The 14,991-nt window shown below is 62.9% G+C and carries 20 protein-coding genes; all 20 read right to left on the reverse strand.

Features of this window, described 5'->3' with window-relative positions:
- Positions 1–80: 80 nt before the first annotated feature.
- Positions 81–395: an NADH-quinone oxidoreductase subunit NuoK gene (gene nuoK / locus AK2_RS00810; RefSeq protein ID WP_067930527.1), complete on the reverse strand. Its 315-nt coding sequence runs from the start codon at positions 393–395 to the stop codon at positions 81–83.
- 12 nt (positions 396–407) lie between these two features.
- Positions 408–926 (reverse strand): NADH-quinone oxidoreductase subunit J, encoded by a 519-nt coding sequence (locus tag AK2_RS00815; RefSeq protein ID WP_067930184.1) that lies wholly within the window; start codon positions 924–926, stop codon positions 408–410.
- Positions 923–1,366 (reverse strand): NuoI/complex I 23 kDa subunit family protein, encoded by a 444-nt coding sequence (locus AK2_RS00820; RefSeq protein ID WP_067930186.1) that lies wholly within the window; start codon positions 1,364–1,366, stop codon positions 923–925. The genes AK2_RS00815 and AK2_RS00820 overlap by 4 nt, the downstream gene beginning before the upstream one ends.
- Before the next feature lie 55 nt (positions 1,367–1,421).
- Entirely contained in the window at positions 1,422–2,414 is a 993-nt protein-coding gene (gene nuoH / locus AK2_RS00825) for an NADH-quinone oxidoreductase subunit NuoH (protein ID WP_083520705.1), read from the reverse strand.
- Complete coding sequence (locus AK2_RS00830) at positions 2,415–3,539, reverse strand: NADH-quinone oxidoreductase subunit D (RefSeq protein ID WP_067930188.1); 1,125 nt, start codon at positions 3,537–3,539, stop codon at positions 2,415–2,417. It abuts the gene before it with no gap.
- Positions 3,540–3,563: 24 nt separating this feature from the next.
- A complete protein-coding gene (locus tag AK2_RS00835) occupies positions 3,564–4,205 on the reverse strand; it encodes an NADH-quinone oxidoreductase subunit C (protein WP_067930189.1) in 642 nt (213 codons plus the stop codon).
- Positions 4,202–4,744: a NuoB/complex I 20 kDa subunit family protein gene (locus AK2_RS00840; RefSeq protein ID WP_067930190.1), complete on the reverse strand. Its 543-nt coding sequence runs from the start codon at positions 4,742–4,744 to the stop codon at positions 4,202–4,204. Before AK2_RS00840 ends, AK2_RS00835 begins: the two co-directional genes overlap by 4 nt.
- Entirely contained in the window at positions 4,735–5,103 is a 369-nt protein-coding gene (locus AK2_RS00845; RefSeq protein WP_067930191.1) for an NADH-quinone oxidoreductase subunit A, read from the reverse strand. The genes AK2_RS00840 and AK2_RS00845 overlap by 10 nt, the downstream gene beginning before the upstream one ends.
- Before the next feature lie 325 nt (positions 5,104–5,428).
- Positions 5,429–5,866 (reverse strand): F0F1 ATP synthase subunit epsilon, encoded by a 438-nt coding sequence (locus tag AK2_RS00850; protein ID WP_067930193.1) that lies wholly within the window; start codon positions 5,864–5,866, stop codon positions 5,429–5,431.
- 84 nt (positions 5,867–5,950) lie between these two features.
- Positions 5,951–7,360, reverse strand: coding sequence for a F0F1 ATP synthase subunit beta (atpD, locus tag AK2_RS00855; protein WP_067930195.1), 1,410 nt, complete (start codon positions 7,358–7,360; stop codon positions 5,951–5,953).
- Between the two features lie 14 nt (positions 7,361–7,374).
- Positions 7,375–8,235 carry an ATP synthase F1 subunit gamma gene (atpG, locus tag AK2_RS00860; RefSeq protein WP_067930197.1) on the reverse strand — a complete coding sequence of 287 codons (861 nt, stop codon included), beginning with the start codon at positions 8,233–8,235 and terminating at the stop codon, positions 7,375–7,377.
- A gap of 92 nt (positions 8,236–8,327) precedes the next feature.
- Positions 8,328–9,836: a F0F1 ATP synthase subunit alpha gene (gene atpA / locus AK2_RS00865; RefSeq protein WP_067930199.1), complete on the reverse strand. Its 1,509-nt coding sequence runs from the start codon at positions 9,834–9,836 to the stop codon at positions 8,328–8,330.
- Positions 9,833–10,444: an ATP synthase F1 subunit delta gene (gene atpH, locus AK2_RS00870; protein WP_067930204.1), complete on the reverse strand. Its 612-nt coding sequence runs from the start codon at positions 10,442–10,444 to the stop codon at positions 9,833–9,835. The genes atpA and atpH overlap by 4 nt, the downstream gene beginning before the upstream one ends.
- Positions 10,438–10,923: a F0F1 ATP synthase subunit B gene (atpF, locus tag AK2_RS00875; RefSeq protein ID WP_245632699.1), complete on the reverse strand. Its 486-nt coding sequence runs from the start codon at positions 10,921–10,923 to the stop codon at positions 10,438–10,440. Before atpF ends, atpH begins: the two co-directional genes overlap by 7 nt.
- Before the next feature lie 57 nt (positions 10,924–10,980).
- Positions 10,981–11,229 (reverse strand): ATP synthase F0 subunit C, encoded by a 249-nt coding sequence (gene atpE / locus AK2_RS00880; protein WP_026962827.1) that lies wholly within the window; start codon positions 11,227–11,229, stop codon positions 10,981–10,983.
- Positions 11,230–11,334: 105 nt separating this feature from the next.
- Positions 11,335–12,117: a F0F1 ATP synthase subunit A gene (atpB, locus tag AK2_RS00885; RefSeq protein WP_157076164.1), complete on the reverse strand. Its 783-nt coding sequence runs from the start codon at positions 12,115–12,117 to the stop codon at positions 11,335–11,337.
- Between the two features lie 11 nt (positions 12,118–12,128).
- The gene (locus AK2_RS00890) at positions 12,129–12,530 is read right to left on the reverse strand and encodes an ATP synthase subunit I (RefSeq protein WP_245632700.1); all 402 of its coding nucleotides are present in this window, start codon (positions 12,528–12,530) and stop codon (positions 12,129–12,131) included.
- Positions 12,527–12,880 (reverse strand): AtpZ/AtpI family protein, encoded by a 354-nt coding sequence (locus tag AK2_RS00895; protein ID WP_245632701.1) that lies wholly within the window; start codon positions 12,878–12,880, stop codon positions 12,527–12,529. The genes AK2_RS00890 and AK2_RS00895 overlap by 4 nt, the downstream gene beginning before the upstream one ends.
- 287 nt (positions 12,881–13,167) lie before the next feature.
- The gene (wecB, locus tag AK2_RS00900) at positions 13,168–14,346 is read right to left on the reverse strand and encodes a non-hydrolyzing UDP-N-acetylglucosamine 2-epimerase (protein WP_067930545.1); all 1,179 of its coding nucleotides are present in this window, start codon (positions 14,344–14,346) and stop codon (positions 13,168–13,170) included.
- Positions 14,347–14,353: 7 nt separating this feature from the next.
- Positions 14,354–14,983: a uracil phosphoribosyltransferase gene (gene upp, locus AK2_RS00905; protein WP_067930548.1), complete on the reverse strand. Its 630-nt coding sequence runs from the start codon at positions 14,981–14,983 to the stop codon at positions 14,354–14,356.
- Positions 14,984–14,991 lie beyond the last annotated feature (8 nt).

Raw genomic sequence — 14,991 nt, forward strand, 5'->3', positions numbered from 1 at the left:
CTTCCTCCCGGCCCGGCCCAAGCCGGCAGCGCGCCGCGTCCTGCGCCTTTCGGCAGCGACGCCCGCCGCGAGGCCGCCTGTCAATACTTTTCCGTGTTCAGGTCCTTTACCTCGGTCGATTTGCGCAGGCGGAACGCGGCCAAGACCAGCGCCAACCCGACGGCGATCTCGGCGGCGGCCACGGTGATGGTGAACAGCGCAAACACCTGCCCGTCGAGGTTCGGCGCCACCCCAAGACGCGAGAAGGCGACCAGGTTGATGTTGACCGCGTTGAGCATCAATTCCAGCGAGATCAACACCATGATGAGGTTGCGCTTGGTCAGCACCCCGTACAGGCCGATGCAGAACAGGATGGCGGCCAGACCGAGCAGGGACCCGGTCGGCACCGAGACCACCGGATTGTCCACTCACTCATCCTCCTTTCGCGCCTGCGCCAGCACCACGGCGCCCACCAGCGCCACGACCAGAAGCAGCGACACCAGCTCGAAAGCAACCGTGTAGTGTTGGAACAACTCCAGGCCGATTGCGGCCGGGTTGGAGCGTCCGTGGTTGATGTCGGTACCGCCCTGCGCCGGCCACGCCTGGCTGCGGATAATCCACAGCAGCGCGGCCGCCAGCAGGACACAAAACGCGGCGCTGGCGCCGTTTTGCAGCGTCCAGCGAAATGGTGGTTCCATTTCCTCATGGTTGGTGAGCATGATGGCAAACATGATGAGAATGGTGATGGCGCCCGCGTAGATGAGCACCTGCGCGATGCCGACGAACGGCGCCCCAAGCAGGATGTACACGGCGGCGCAGCCGATGAACACCGCCCCAATCGCCAGCGCCATGTAGATGACCTTGCGCAGCGTGAGAAACGAGATGGCGGCGCTGAGGATGGCCAGCGCAATGATAAAGAAGGCGATGAGCGCCGGGTGCAGGCTCATGCGTCGTCACCCGCCGTGGCTGCTTGCACGCGTTCGGGATGGTTCTGCTCGTAGCGCAACTGGTTTTCGTACAGCCAGTTCATATCCAGATAGAAACTGTCGCGCGTCTCCGCGGCCATCTCAAACGTGTCGGACATGAGAATCGCCTCCGTCGGGCAGACCTCGGTGCACAAGTCGCAGAGAATGCAGATGTCAAAGTTGATGTCAAACGTGTCGATGCGCATTTTTTTGTTCGCGTCCCGCTCCCCGCCCAGCGAGATGCAGTCGGTGGGACAGATGCGGGCGCACTGGTTGCAGTTGATGCACAGCTCCGGGATGAACCGGTGCACCCCGCGAAATCGCTCCGGCCACTCCGGGCGCACGTCCGGGTACTGCAACGTGACCTTTTTCTTCGGCAGCTGGCTGAGCGTGACGCTCATCCCTTTGAGAAACCCAAACACGCGACCTCACCCCGTTTTCTCCCTGCACCCGGCAGGGCGTCAAGATGGCTGACTTTCACACCCACGCCTTCACCACCGCCGTGATGACCAGGTTGAGCAGCGCCACCGGCAACAGGACTTTCCAACTGAATGACATCAACTGGTCGACCCGCAGACGCGGCATGGTGGCACGCAGCCAGAACTGAAAGAAGATAAACGCGGCAACCTTGATAGCAAACCACAACCATCCCGGCAGCCACGGACCCAGCCACCCGCCGAGGAACAAGGTCGCCGCCAGCCCGGCCATGGCGAACAGGTACAGGTACTCGGTGAGCATGAAGAAGGCGAAGCGAAAGCCTGTGTATTCGACATGGTACCCGGCCACCAACTCCGATTCCGCCTCGGGCAGGTCGAAGGGGGTCCGGTTCAACTCCGCGGTCGCGGCGACCAAGAACACCAGAAAGCCCAAAATCTGCGGGATGACAAACCACCAGGTGCGCTGCGCGGAGACGATGTCATTCAGGTTGAGCGATCCGGCCATGAGTACGACACCGACCAGCGACAGCCCGAGCGGGATCTCGTAGCTGAGCATCTGCGCCGCGCTGCGCATGCCGCCAATCAGGGCGTACTTGTTGTTGGAGGCCCATCCCCCCAGCATGACCCCGTGAATGGTGATGGCGGACAAGGCCAGGTAGTACAGGGCCCCGATGCTGAGGTTGGCTGTGAACACGTGCGTGCGCGAAAACGGAATGACAGCCAGGACCATGAAGGATGGGATAAAGGCAATCACCGGGGCCAGCAGGAACAGGCTGCGGTCCGCCTTTTCGGGCACCACGTCCTCCTTGATGAGCAGCTTGAGGATGTCCGCAAACGACTGGAACAGCCCCAGCGGGCCGACGCGGTTGGGGCCGATGCGCCCCTGCATCCAGCCCAGCACCTTGCGTTCGAAGTAGATTTCATAAGTCACCACGCCCAAACCAATGAGCAGCACAACGATGGCGCCGATGACCATGCCGAGGAACGGCAGCCAGGAGAGCCCCGCGTTGTGCCACTGCCAGAGCCAGGCCATTCAGGCGTCCACCTCCCCCAGCACGATGTCAACGGCGCCGAGGATGGCAATCAGGTTGGCCATGTTCTGTCCCCGCAGGAGTCGCGGCAACAGCTGCAGGTTGACAAACGACGGCTTGCGGATCTTCAGCCGGTATGGCTTGTCTTTGCCGTCGCTGACGATGAAAAAGCCCAGCTCGCCCCGCGCCCCCTCAATGCCCGAATAATACTCGCCGGCCGGAATGCGAATCAGCCGCGGCACCTTGCCCAGGACCGGCCCCGTATCGGGGATCTGCTCCAGCGCCTGCTCGACAATTTTCAGCGACTCCCCCATCTCCAAAAGGTGCAGGTAGTAGCGGTCGAAGCAGTCGCCGTGTTGCCCGAGGGGCACGGCGAAGTCGAAACGGTCATAGATGCTGTACGGCTTTTTCCGCCGCAGGTCCCAGTCGAAGCCGGTGCTGCGCAGGTTGATGCCGCTCATCCCGTAAGCCAGCGCCGTTTCAGCATCGTACACCCCAACCCCGCGCGTGCGGTCGAGGAAGATCTCGTTGCCCGTGATCAGGCTGTCGTACATCTTGATCTTCTCGCGCATGAACGGCACAAACGCCCGCACCTTGTCGAGCCATCCCGGCGGAGCGTCGTACTTCACGCCGCCGATGCGCATGAAATTGTACGTCAGGCGCGCCCCGCTGATCTCGTTGAACAACTGGACAATCCGTTCGCGCTCCTGGAACACGTACAAAAACGGGCTCATGGCGCCCAGGTCCAGCAGGTACGTGCCGATGAACAGCAGATGGGAGGCGATACGCTGCATCTCCATCAGAATCACCCGCAGGTACTCGGCGCGTTCCGGAACCTGGATGTCCAGCGCCTCTTCCACGGCGTGGCAGAAGGCGTAGTTGTTGAGCATGGCCGCCAGGTAATCGAGCCGGTCGGTGTACGGGATGATCTGGGTGTACTGCAGGTCCTCTGCCAGCTTCTCCGTCCCGCGGTGCAAGTAGCCAATGACCGGATCTGCGTCGAGAATCGTCTCGCCGCTGATCTTTACCAGCAGCCGAAATACCCCGTGCGTGCTGGGGTGCTGCGGGCCGACGTTGAGCAGCATCTCTTCTGTGCGAACTTGGTTGGCTTCGTCCAGGAGCGCCATCGTCCTCATCCCCCCGCCTCATGTTCACGGCCGCTGTCCGTCGACCAGCGGCCGTTCCGTCTCTGCCCAGACGCTGTAATCCTTGCGCAGCGGATGCCCGACAAAATCGTCATCCAACATGATGCGGCGGAGATCTGGGTGGCCGCGAAAGTCTACCCCGAGCAAGTCGTAGATCTCCCGTTCCTCCCAGTTCACCCCGGGATGGGCCGGGACCAGGGAAGGCAGCCATGCCTCGTCCCTCGGTGTCTGGGTCTTGAGGCAGACGAAATGGCCCAACTCCGTGGATTGGACAAACAGCACGACCTCAATCCGATCCGCATAGTCGGTCCCCGCCATGCACTCGACGTAGTTAAGCCGCCAATCGGGATGGGTACGCAGGTAGTCGACCGCGTCCAACCAACGCTCGCGGACAATCCGCAACATGGGTTTGTGGTGCGCCGCTCCGCTCTCCAGGACCGCCTCCGGCCCGAACTGCTCGACCACCGCCTGGCTCAACCGCTCCGCCTGCTCTCTGGCGGCCAGGACGCGGGGGTCGGGCGCCGGCGGCTGCTTGTTCGCCGCCCGTCCGGCCGCAGACGCCGCCCCGGCAGCCGCTTTGCCGCCTGCCTCCTGACCTCGGGCGGCCTTCGTCGGCGCGGCCGGTCGCTGGGGCTGCTCTTCGCTCACGCCTGCTCCCTCCTCATGCGCGCCTCGCGGCGAATTTTCTCCTGTAACAGGTTGAGGCCGTAGATCAGCGCGGGCGGCGACGGCGGGCAACCAGGAATGTAGATGTCGACCGGCACCACCTGGTCAACCCCTTTCACCACCGAGTAGCTGCGTACATACGGACCTCCGGCCGTCGCACAGACGCCCATGGCCACCACCCACTTGGGCTCGGCCATCTGCTCGTACAGGCGGCGCAGTAGCGGGGCCATCTTTTTCGTCACCGTCCCCGCCACAATCATCACGTCCGACTGCCGCGGCGAAGCGCGAAAAAAGATGCCGAACCTGTCCATGTCGTAATGGGAAGCGCTGGCCCCCATCATCTCAATCGCGCAGCACGCCAAACCGAACGTCAGCGGCCAAAGGCTGTTGCTGCGCGCCCACGCCTTGAGCTGTTCCAGCGGCTGCAACAGGACGCCAGCGCGCCGGAGTTCCATATTCTCTTCCGGGGTCAGCCCTTCGTACTCGATCACCGGCAAACGGCTGTCGGCATTCAGTTCCATTCGAGCACCTTCTTTCGCCACGCGTAGCCGAGTCCCACGGCCAGTATGATAATGAACAAAAGCGCTTCCACCAACCCGAACTTGCCCAGCCAATGGTAGCTGACGGCCCACGGATAGAGAAAAAGGGTTTCCACGTCAAAGACGACGAATAGCAGAGCAAACAGGTAATAGCGGGCGTTGTAGCGGACGTGCGAGTCCCCAATCGGTGTGACGCCGCTTTCATACGTCTCTAGTTTCCCGCGCGTCGGTCGGCTGGGACGCAGCATCGGCCCGATGATCCAGATAGTCGCCAGCGGCAGCAGCACCGCCAAGGCAATGAACAAGATCACGAACAAGTACTCGTTGAAGTACTGAGACATTCCCGATTCCCCTTCCGGCCAGCTCATCCGCCCCGCAGCCGGCGACTGGTGTGAGCCAACGCATGGAAAACATGTGATCCGACGGAAGGATTCCGACTCCAACAAATATCGATATAGACGTAAATATTATAACAGAGCTGGTTGGGAGAGTACAACAAAACGCCCGCCGGCTGACGGGCGTCGTTTCAGTTTTTCATACGGCTAAAATACATTCACACGGTACATTCACGGCGATTACAGGCAGCTCGCTCCGCGCCCCCGCCGCGGTCTAGCGCACGCGGCCAAACCGGATGCGGGGCGAGCCGGCAAGGAAAGCGCAGCTGGCTCAGCCCGCGCGCCGCCCCAGCGGATGGCCGGCTTGCGCCGATTTTTCGGCAGCCTCCTGGCGCAGCCTGGCACGCCGCAAAGCCGCCTCCGCCTCAGCCCGCTCCTCCGCGGTGGACGCCTTGGCCAGCCGTTCCTCCGCCTGCTCCTGCGCTCGAGCGGCCCGCTCCACATCGATGTGTCCGCCTAATTCCGCTGTATCTGCCAGCAGCGTGATGCGCGTGGGTAGGACCTCCAGGAAACCGCCGGTGACGTGGATAAAGTCCTCTCCGTCCACAAGCTTCACCTTGACAATTCCCGGCTTCACGGTGGTCGCGAGCGGTGCGTGCCGCGGCAGGATGCCCAGTTCTCCGTCGCCCCCGCGCAGGGACACCATGCTCACTTCCTGAGACAAGAGCTGCCGCTCCGGCGTCACCACTTCCAACAGAACCGTACTCACTGCGCCACCTCCTTCCTGGATGCGTTGCCGCGTGGGCGGCGGCCAATTCTCAGGCTCGTCGCCCATCGTCGGCCCGGGCCCGCGTTACGAGACCTTGATGCCGTCCTTTTCGGCCGCTTCGTAGACCTCGTCGATGGCGCCACGGTAGCGGAAGTAGGTCTCTGGGATCTCGTCCAGCTTGCCCTCCAGAATCTCCTTGAAGCTGCGCACCGTATCCTGAATCGTCACGTATTTGCCCGGCAGGCCGGTGAACTGCTCGGCGACGAAGTTGGGCTGCGACAGGAAGTTCTGGATCTTGCGCGCACGCTGCACGGTGAGCTTGTCGTCATCGCTCAGCTCGTCCATGCCGAGGATGGCGATGATGTCCTGCAGCTCGCGGTAGCGCTGTAGGACCTGCTGTACCCCGCGCGCCACCTGGTAGTGCTCGTCGCCGACGATGTCCGGAGACAGCGCACGAGACGTGGACGCGAGCGGATCGACTGCGGGATAGAGGCCCATGTCAGCGATCCGGCGCTCCAGGTTGGTAGTCGCGTCCAGGTGGGCGAACGTGTTCGCCGGCGCGGGATCCGTGTAGTCGTCAGCCGGCACGTAAATGGCCTGGATGGACGTGATGGAACCCCGCACGGTGGACGTGATGCGCTCCTGCAGCTGGCCCATCTCCGTGGCGAGCGTCGGCTGATAACCCACAGCGGACGGCATGCGGCCCAACAGCGCGGACACCTCGGAGCCGGCCTGGGTGAAGCGGAAGATGTTGTCGATGAATAAGAGCACGTCGCGCTGCTCCACGTCGCGGAAATACTCGGCAATCGTGAGCCCCGCCAAGGCGACGCGCAGGCGGGCGCCGGGCGGTTCGTTCATCTGGCCGAAGACCATGCTGGTCTTGTCGATGACGCCGGACTCCTTCATTTCGTGGTACAGGTCGTTGCCCTCGCGGGTGCGCTCCCCGACGCCGGCAAACACCGAGTAGCCACCGTGTTCCTTAGCGACGTTGTGAATCAGCTCCTGGATGAGAACCGTCTTGCCGACGCCAGCGCCGCCAAACAGGCCGATCTTGCCGCCCTTGATGTACGGGGCCAACAAGTCGATGACCTTGATGCCGGTCTCGAAGATCTCCACCTTCGTGCTCAAGTCGGTGAAGGCGGGCGCCTTGCGGTGAATCGGCCAGGTTTCATCGGCCTGCACAGGGCCGGCCTCGTCGATGGTCTCGCCCAGCACGTTGAAGATGCGCCCCAGCGTCCCCTGTCCGACCGGCACGCTGATAGGGCGCCCACTGTCGATCACTTCGGCGCCGCGCACGAGCCCGTCCGTCGACGACATGGCAATCGAGCGGACCACGTTGTCGCCCAGGTGCAGGGCGACCTCCAGCGTCAAGTGAACGGGCACATCGCCTTCGTAATCGATACGCAAGGCGTTGTTGATGGCCGGCAGCTGCCCTTCGGGGAAACGGACGTCCACGACCGGCCCCATCACGTTCACTACCTTACCTTTGTTCACGAATTCCCCTCCTCTTACTTCAACGCCTCGGCACCGCCGACGACCTCCGCAATCTGCGTGGTAATCGCCGCCTGGCGCGCGCGGTTGAGCGCCAGGGTCAGGTGCTTAATCATGTCTTCCGCCGCATCAGTCGCGTTGCCCATGGCCGTCATGCGGGCGCCAAACTCGCTCGCCTTGGCGTCGAGTATGGCCTGGTAGACGAGCGTCTCCGCGTAGCGAGGCAGCAAAGCCTGCAGCAGGGATTCGGCGTCCGGCTCATACAGGTAATGAACGACCTTGCCCTCCGACTCGCCCTCGACGCGCGAGAGCGGCAGCACCTTTTCCACCTTTGGCCGTTGCGTCATGGCATTGATGAACTCGTTGTATACCAAGTACAGTTCGTCAAATTCGGCATCCTCGTAGGCCTTGACGACCTGCTCCACGATGCCGCGCACACTGTCGTACGTGGGCGTGTCCGGAAGCCCGATGATCTCCCCGCCGATGGGATAGCCATGGCGGCGGAAGAAATCGCGGCCGCGCCTGCCCACAGCGTAGACGGAATACGCAGACTTGTCCTTGCGGCGAAACTCTTGCAACGCTGTGCGAATCACCTGCGCATTGTACGGCCCGGCCAAGCCCCTGTCGGCCGTGATCACCAGATAGCCGGTGCGTTTCACCGGTCGCTCCGCCAACAGCGGGTGCTTGACGTGCCGCGCGTCGCGCGACACCCCAGCGAGCATCTGGCGCATCTTCGCCAGGTAGGGCTTGGACTGCTGCACCGCCTCCTGCACCCGACGCAGGTTGGCGGCAGCCACCATCTCCATCGCGTTGGTGATCTGAGCCAGGTTGCGTGAGCTTTTGATTCGACGTTTGATGTCTCTGGCGCTCTGCGGCACCGGTCATCACCACCTTCTGCCGCCCGCCTCCGGGCGGACGTGCGTTGCCGGGCTGTCGATCCGGCCGAAGGCCCGGCCGCCCGACGCCCCGATTACGCGACGAACGTCGCCTTGAACTTCTGCACCGCTTCTTTGAGCAGATTGACCGTGTCGTCGGACAGGTCCTTGGTGTCGACGATGGCCTGGAAAATCTGCGGGTAGTCCGTGCGGATGAAAGTCAGCCAATCTTTTTCGAACTTGCGTACGGCGGTCGTCGGAATGTCATCCAAATAGCCGTTGACCGCCACCCAGATAGCGACCACCTGCTCCTCCGCCGCCATCGGCTCGTACTGGTTCTGCTTGAGGATCTCCATCGTCCGCTCGCCGCGCGCCAATCGCGCCTGCGTCGCCTTGTCCAGGTCCGAGCCAAACTGGGCAAACGCCTGCAGTTCGCGGTACTGTGCCAGGTCGAGCTTGAGTGTGCCGGCCACTTTCTTCATTGCCTTGATCTGAGCCGCGCTGCCGACACGGGAGACCGAGGTGCCGACGTTGACCGCCGGTCGCACGCCCGCGTAGAACAGGTCCGACTCAAGGAAGATCTGGCCGTCCGTGATGGAGATGACGTTGGTCGGAATGTACGCCGAGATGTCGCCCGCCTGCGTCTCAATGAAGGGCAGGGCCGTCAGGCTGCCGCCGCCGCGCTCGTCGGACAGCTTCGCAGCGCGCTCGAGCAGGCGCGAGTGCAGGTAAAACACGTCGCCAGGGAAGGCTTCACGGCCGGGCGGACGGCGCAGCAACAACGACATCTCGCGGTAGGCCGCCGCCTGCTTGGACAGATCGTCGTACACCACCAGGGCATGCTCGCCGTTGTACATGAAGTACTCGCCCATCGCGCAGCCAGCGTAGGGGGCCATAAACAGCAATGGAGCCGGGTCCGAAGCGCTGGCGCTGACGACGATGGTGTAGTCCATGGCACCGTGCTTGCGCAGCGTCTCCACCACCTGCGCCACCGTGGACGCCTTCTGGCCGATGGCGACGTAGATGCACTTCACGCCGTTGCCTTTCTGATTGATGATGGTGTCGACCGCGATGGCCGTCTTACCAGTCTGCCGATCGCCGATGATCAGCTCGCGCTGCCCGCGGCCAATCGGGATCATCGCGTCAATCGCCTTGATGCCGGTCTGCAGCGGCTCGTGCACCGAGCGCCGGTCAATCACGCCGGGAGCCCGCGATTCAATCGGGCGGTATTCTGCCGCTTCAATCGGCCCGCGGCCGTCAATCGGCTGCCCCAACGGATTGACCACACGCCCCAAGAGCGCCGGACCGACTGGTACCTGGGCGATGCGGCCGGTGCGCTTGACCTGATCCCCCTCCTGAATCCCCTCGACGGAGCCAAGGACAACCACGCCGACATTGTCCTCCTCCAGGTTCAAGACCATGCCGTAGACGCCGTTGGGGAACTCGACCAGTTCACCGGCCATGACGTTGTCCAGGCCGTAGAGACGGGCAATGCCGTCACCGACCGACAGCACAATGCCGGTGTCGTAAACCTGCACCTGGGATTCAAATTGCTCAATCTGCTTTTGTATCAGAGCACTGATTTCATCCGGTCGAATACTCAAAGGGTTCCCTCCTTGCCGGCTGCGCCAGCCAGCAGCCTCTCATCAAACTGCGCGAGCGCCCCTTTGACGGTCGCGTCGATGACGCGATGGCCCAGCCGAATCCGGTAACCGGCGATGAGATCCGCGTTGACCTCAACACGGGCGCGCACCTCGCGGCCCAGCGCCGCTGAGAGCTTGTTCGTGAGCTCCGCTTGCTCCTGTTCCGATAGCGGCAGCGCCGACTCCACATTCACCTGCACGCGCCCCCGCTCCGCCTCCACCAGTTCGTGAAACCGTTCGGCCACCGCACTGATGTATTCACTCCGGTTACGCCGGAAGAGCACGCCGAGAAACTGCAGAACCAGGGGATGCACGGGCTCGCTGAACAGGCTTTTCAAGCGCCCGAGCAGAGAACTCTTCGCCGCCTCGGACAAAAGGTCGGAGACGACCTTCAGCTTGTCCTCCGGGCCAATCAGCGGGTGCTCCAGCATCGCCCGCAGGCGCGCATCGGCGTTGATCAAGGTCGAGACCAGGGTCAGCCCCTGGTCCACCCGCTCCTCTGCGCCCTTCGCCTTGGCCACCGCGAGCAAGCCGTGCGTGTACCGGTTCGTGACGACGCCGCTCAGCATACCAACTCACCCAGGCGCTTCTCCGCCTCTTTGAGCATCTCCTGGTGCACTTCCGGCGTCACCCGTTCACGCAGCAGCCGCCCGGTCAGCTCGACCGTCAGCCCGGCCACTTGGTTGAGGACGCTGTCCAGCGCCTCCTGCCGCTCCCGCTCAATCAGCTTGCGGTTCTCTTCCAACAGGCGCTCCGCCTCCGCTTCGGCCGCGGCCACAATCTGCCGCGCCTGCTCTTCCGCGCGGGCACGCGCCGCATCGACCATCTGCTTGGACTCCCTGCGGGCCTGGTCGACCAGTTCGCGGTGTTCCGCCAGCAACCGCTCGGCCTGCGCCCGACCCTCTTCCGCCTCCGCGATCTGCCGCTCAATGTACAGACGGCGTTGTTCCATCATGTTGCTGAGCGGCTTGAAGCCGAAGCGGATGACGATGGCCAGCATGATGAGAAACGCCAGGAGCGTGACAATCATCGTGCCGAATTCAAACACCTGCGTCACCCCTTCCCGATTTCTGCCCCAACACCGTCACGCCGTCACGCAGCCCGCTTACAGGACGCCCTGCGTGAACAGGATGATGATGCCGAAGGCCAGCGCGATGACCGGGAAGGCCTCAACCAACGCGACACCCAAGAGAGCGCTGGCGAAGATGGAACCGCGCGCCTCTGGCTGACGGGCCACGCCCTCCACGTACTTGCTCATCACCAGACCGTCACCGACACCGGAACCGACGGCAGCCAGACCCAACAGCAACGCCACCGCGATATCAAACAGGGCTTGGACCATAACTTGGCTCATGAAACATTGTCCTCCTTGCACTTTGCGTGTGATGATGATGTGTATGAATACAACCTTTCGCAATCAGCCCGCGGACGGGCGCTCCCGCCCGCTCCCGAAACCGGGTCAGGCCGTCGCCTGATGGTTGTGATCACCGTGCGCCTTGTTGCCGATATACAGCGTCATCAAAATGGTGAACACATAGGCCTGAATCGTGCTCACAAAGGCGCTGTAGAACACCCAGACCACAAGCAGCGGCAAACTCCACGGAATGAAGCCAAACAGCATCGGGGCTCCCGCGAGCACGCCAATCAAAGCCTCACCGGCAAAGATGTTGCCGTAAAGACGCATGCCGTGCGTCAAGGGATTCGTGATCTCCTCCAGAATGGCCATCGGGTTCTTGTAGTGCCTGAGCCATTGCAACGGGTGCCGAAGGCCGATGGCGTGGCTGATGACCCAGACCATGATGGCCAGCCCGAGGGCCATGCTCATGTTGGCCGTGGGCGAGTTGAACAGCTCAATGGCGAACTCCTTGCCGCTTTGATGAGCCTTCGCGATGTCCTCGGCGGTGATGCCAAGCCAAGGAATGGGGTGGCCAATCTTCAAGTCGACGACAAAAATCAACCCGAGCCAGTTAGCGAAGAATAAGAACACCAGCATCATGAAGGCGAGCGGTAGCACCCACTGCACAATCCGCTCATTGGGCATCGTCTCGCGCGCCATGTTGGTGACGAAATCCGCTGCCCATTCCACAACGTTCTGCATCCCGCGCGGGCTGCGCATATCCATACGGCGCACGCCCAAACGGACGAACACCAGCACCAGCAGACCGGCCAGGATGGTCATGGCGACCGTGGTCAGGTTGGTCGCCCACATGGTTCCCTTGAATAGGGTAGGGAACGGCGTCACTCTGCTGTCACCTACTTTTCCCTTGGAGTCTCGCCACGATTTCTGGCGTATCCGTAAAGTCCCGCGAACACCAGGACAAAACCGAGTAAGTAGCCAACCAGCGCGGCATACGGATTGACGTGCGGCAGTTTGACGGCTGCAACCATCACCGCTGCCAATACCGCCAAGCGCGTGAACATCCCCAGCATCCCCGACGCGAAGAGGGCCTTGCCCTCCAAGCCACCGTGCCGGTGGCCGTAGCGGATCATGCTGTAGACTGCGTAGGCACCGCCCGCCTCACCGAGCAGGAGACCATTCATGACCGAACGCCACGGCAAGGCAACCGCCCAGACCGCTGCCGTCAACAGCAACCCTGCGGCACCCACATAGGCAATCCAACGTATCCGTGCATCCAGTTGCTGCATGTCGTTCATAACTTATCTCCTAGGACTTGTTTGGCGAGGAACGCGAGCCCGGACGCGCCGACGAACACTCCGAAAAACACGCCGACGGCTGTCACCCATGCGTGGTGCCAGTGGACAGCCAAACGCTGCCCCAAATAGCCGAAGACAACGATGCAGACCGCCAACTGCAGGGACGCACCCGAGAAAAACGCAAACGTTTTCCAGGGACTGGCCTGCCTTTGCTCTCCGTCATTGTCCGCTACGGCTGTCACCACCCATCGACTCTGGTGGGGTATGGTACTGAGCTGCGGCGTGCCGCTTGTCTTTTGCCTGGGCTGCGCCGCGATAAAGCCGGAACCCTCGCTAATACTATCGAACAACACTCCATTGTGTCAACGCGCGAAGGCTGATATCGGGCCGAAAACGGGGAATACCGGCGGTTTGTTCATAATTCTGCCGTTTTCCTTCTGATCCGGCCGTCTCCTTTCATTTTATACCCCAATATTTTAGTTTAAGAAATTTTCGTCTCCCCTGTCGCTGCTCAGCTCCTCCCGCCACCCGGCGGGCTCCACACGCACCCGACCGAGCACCGACGGGGCTTCCCTTGGCGGCGGCTCCCCTCATCTGGGAGCCGATCCGCCCGCGCCCCGCCGGCAACCGGCAGGATCTACGCGCGCCGGTGCGGGCGGTGGACAAACGGGGTCGGCCTTGGCGCGCCGGTGAAACGGTGCAAAATCGCCGCCACAATGCGCCGCGACGCTTCCCCGTCGCCATACGGATTGGTCCGGCACGCCATATCGGCGTAAGCCCGCGGGTCCTCAAGCAGGCGCGCGGCTTCCGCGATGATGTGCTGGCGATCCGTGCCGACCAACCGCAGCGTCCCCGCCGCAATCCCCTCCGGCCGTTCGGTCGTGTCGCGCAGGACCAGAACCGGCACGCCCAGCGTCGGCGCCTCCTCCTGGATGCCGCCGGAATCGGTCAGAATCAACGCGGCGCGGGCCATGAAGTTGTGGTTGTCAACAACCCCAAGCGGATGCAGCAGGTGAATGCGCGGGTGTCCGCCCAGAATGGAAAACACCGTCTCGCGCACCCGCGGATTGAGGTGCACCGGGTAAATCACATGCACGTCCGGAAACCGGTCGGCCAGCGCCCGCGCGGCTTCGCAGATGTGGCGCAGCGGCGCGCCCAGGTTCTCCCGTCGGTGCGAGGTCATGTAGACGATGCGCGCGCCCTCCGGCAGCCGCTCCAGCACCGGGTGCCGATACTCGCGGCGGACGGTTGTGCGCATCGCGTCAATCGCCGTGTTGCCGGTGACATACACCGACTCCGGCGGCTTGCCCTCACGCCACAGGTTCTTCGCCGACCACAGCGTCGGAGCGAAGTACATGTCGGCCAGCACGTCGGCCAGCTGGCGGTTCATCTCTTCCGGGTACGGGCTGTATTTGTCGTAGGTGCGCAGGCCGGCCTCGACGTGCCCCACGGCCACCCGCTGGTAGAACGCGGCCAAGGCGGCGGCAAAGGTGGTCGTGGTGTCTCCGTGCACCAACACAATGTCCGGCTGCCGCTGTGCGATGACCTCCTCCAGTCCGGCCAGCGCCTTGCGCGTTATCGTCCCCAGCGTTTGATTGGGTTCCATGATGTCCAGGTCGTTGTCCGGCGTGATGTCGAACACCTTCAGCACCTGGTCAAGCATCTCGCGGTGCTGCGCGGTCACACAGACGAGCGACTGCACGTTTGGGTGGCGCTCCAGCTCCTTGACCAAGGGCGCCATCTTGACCGCTTCCGGCCGCGTGCCAAAGACCGTCATCACCCGCACCGGGCGGTCCGTCACCAGCGCTTTCCCCATAGCCGCCTCAGCGCGTCCCAAACAATCGGTCCCCGGCGTCTCCCAGCCCGGGCACGATGTATCCATGATCATTGAGCCCCTCGTCCACCGCCGCGCAGTAGATGTCCACGTCCGCGTGCGCCGCCTGCACCCGTTCTATCCCTTGCGGCGCCGCCACCAGGCACATCAGCTTGACCGAGGCGGCCCCGCGGCACTTGACCGCGGTGATGGCGGCGGCGGCCGATCCGCCCGTGGCCAGCATCGGATCGACCACGATGACGTCCCGCTCCTCAAGATGGGCGGGGAGTTTGCAGTAGTACTCGACCGGCTGCAGCGACTCCGGGTCACGGTAGAGCCCCACGTGACCGACCTTGGCGTTGGGAATCATGTTGAGGATACCGTCGACCATTCCCAAGCCGGCACGCAAGACCGGCACCAGCGCCAGGGTCTTGCCGGCAATCACGCGGCTGGTCGCCGTGGCCACCGGCGTTTCCACCGTCGTCTCCACCAGCGGCAGGTCGCGCGTGATTTCATAGGCCATGAACATGGCCACTTCCTGGACCAATGCCCGAAACTCTTTGGTGCCCGTATCACGGCTGCGAATATACGTCAATTTGTGCTGGATCAGCGGGTGATCCAGAACATGCACCTGTCCCAACAACACAC

Source organism: Alicyclobacillus kakegawensis NBRC 103104 (assembly GCF_001552655.1).
Classification (GTDB): Bacteria; Bacillota; Bacilli; order Alicyclobacillales; family Alicyclobacillaceae; genus Alicyclobacillus_G; species Alicyclobacillus_G kakegawensis.

What these genes read in the sequence shown, in the direction of transcription:
- AK2_RS00845 (WP_067930191.1), bottom strand. Translation starts at nt 5,103, where the DNA reads ATGTCTCAGTACTTCAACGAGTACTTGTTCGTGATCTTGTTCATTGCC.
- wecB (WP_067930545.1), bottom strand. Translation starts at nt 14,346, where the DNA reads ATGGGGAAAGCGCTGGTGACGGACCGCCCGGTGCGGGTGATGACGGTC.
- nuoH (WP_083520705.1), bottom strand. Translation starts at nt 2,414, where the DNA reads ATGGCCTGGCTCTGGCAGTGGCACAACGCGGGGCTCTCCTGGCTGCCG.
- AK2_RS00890 (WP_245632700.1), bottom strand. Translation starts at nt 12,530, where the DNA reads ATGAACGACATGCAGCAACTGGATGCACGGATACGTTGGATTGCCTAT.
- atpH (WP_067930204.1), bottom strand. Translation starts at nt 10,444, where the DNA reads ATGCTGAGCGGCGTCGTCACGAACCGGTACACGCACGGCTTGCTCGCG.
- AK2_RS00815 (WP_067930184.1), bottom strand. Translation starts at nt 926, where the DNA reads ATGAGCCTGCACCCGGCGCTCATCGCCTTCTTTATCATTGCGCTGGCC.
- AK2_RS00840 (WP_067930190.1), bottom strand. Translation starts at nt 4,744, where the DNA reads ATGGAACTGAATGCCGACAGCCGTTTGCCGGTGATCGAGTACGAAGGG.
- AK2_RS00830 (WP_067930188.1), bottom strand. Translation starts at nt 3,539, where the DNA reads ATGGCGCTCCTGGACGAAGCCAACCAAGTTCGCACAGAAGAGATGCTG.
- atpE (WP_026962827.1), bottom strand. Translation starts at nt 11,229, where the DNA reads ATGAGCCAAGTTATGGTCCAAGCCCTGTTTGATATCGCGGTGGCGTTG.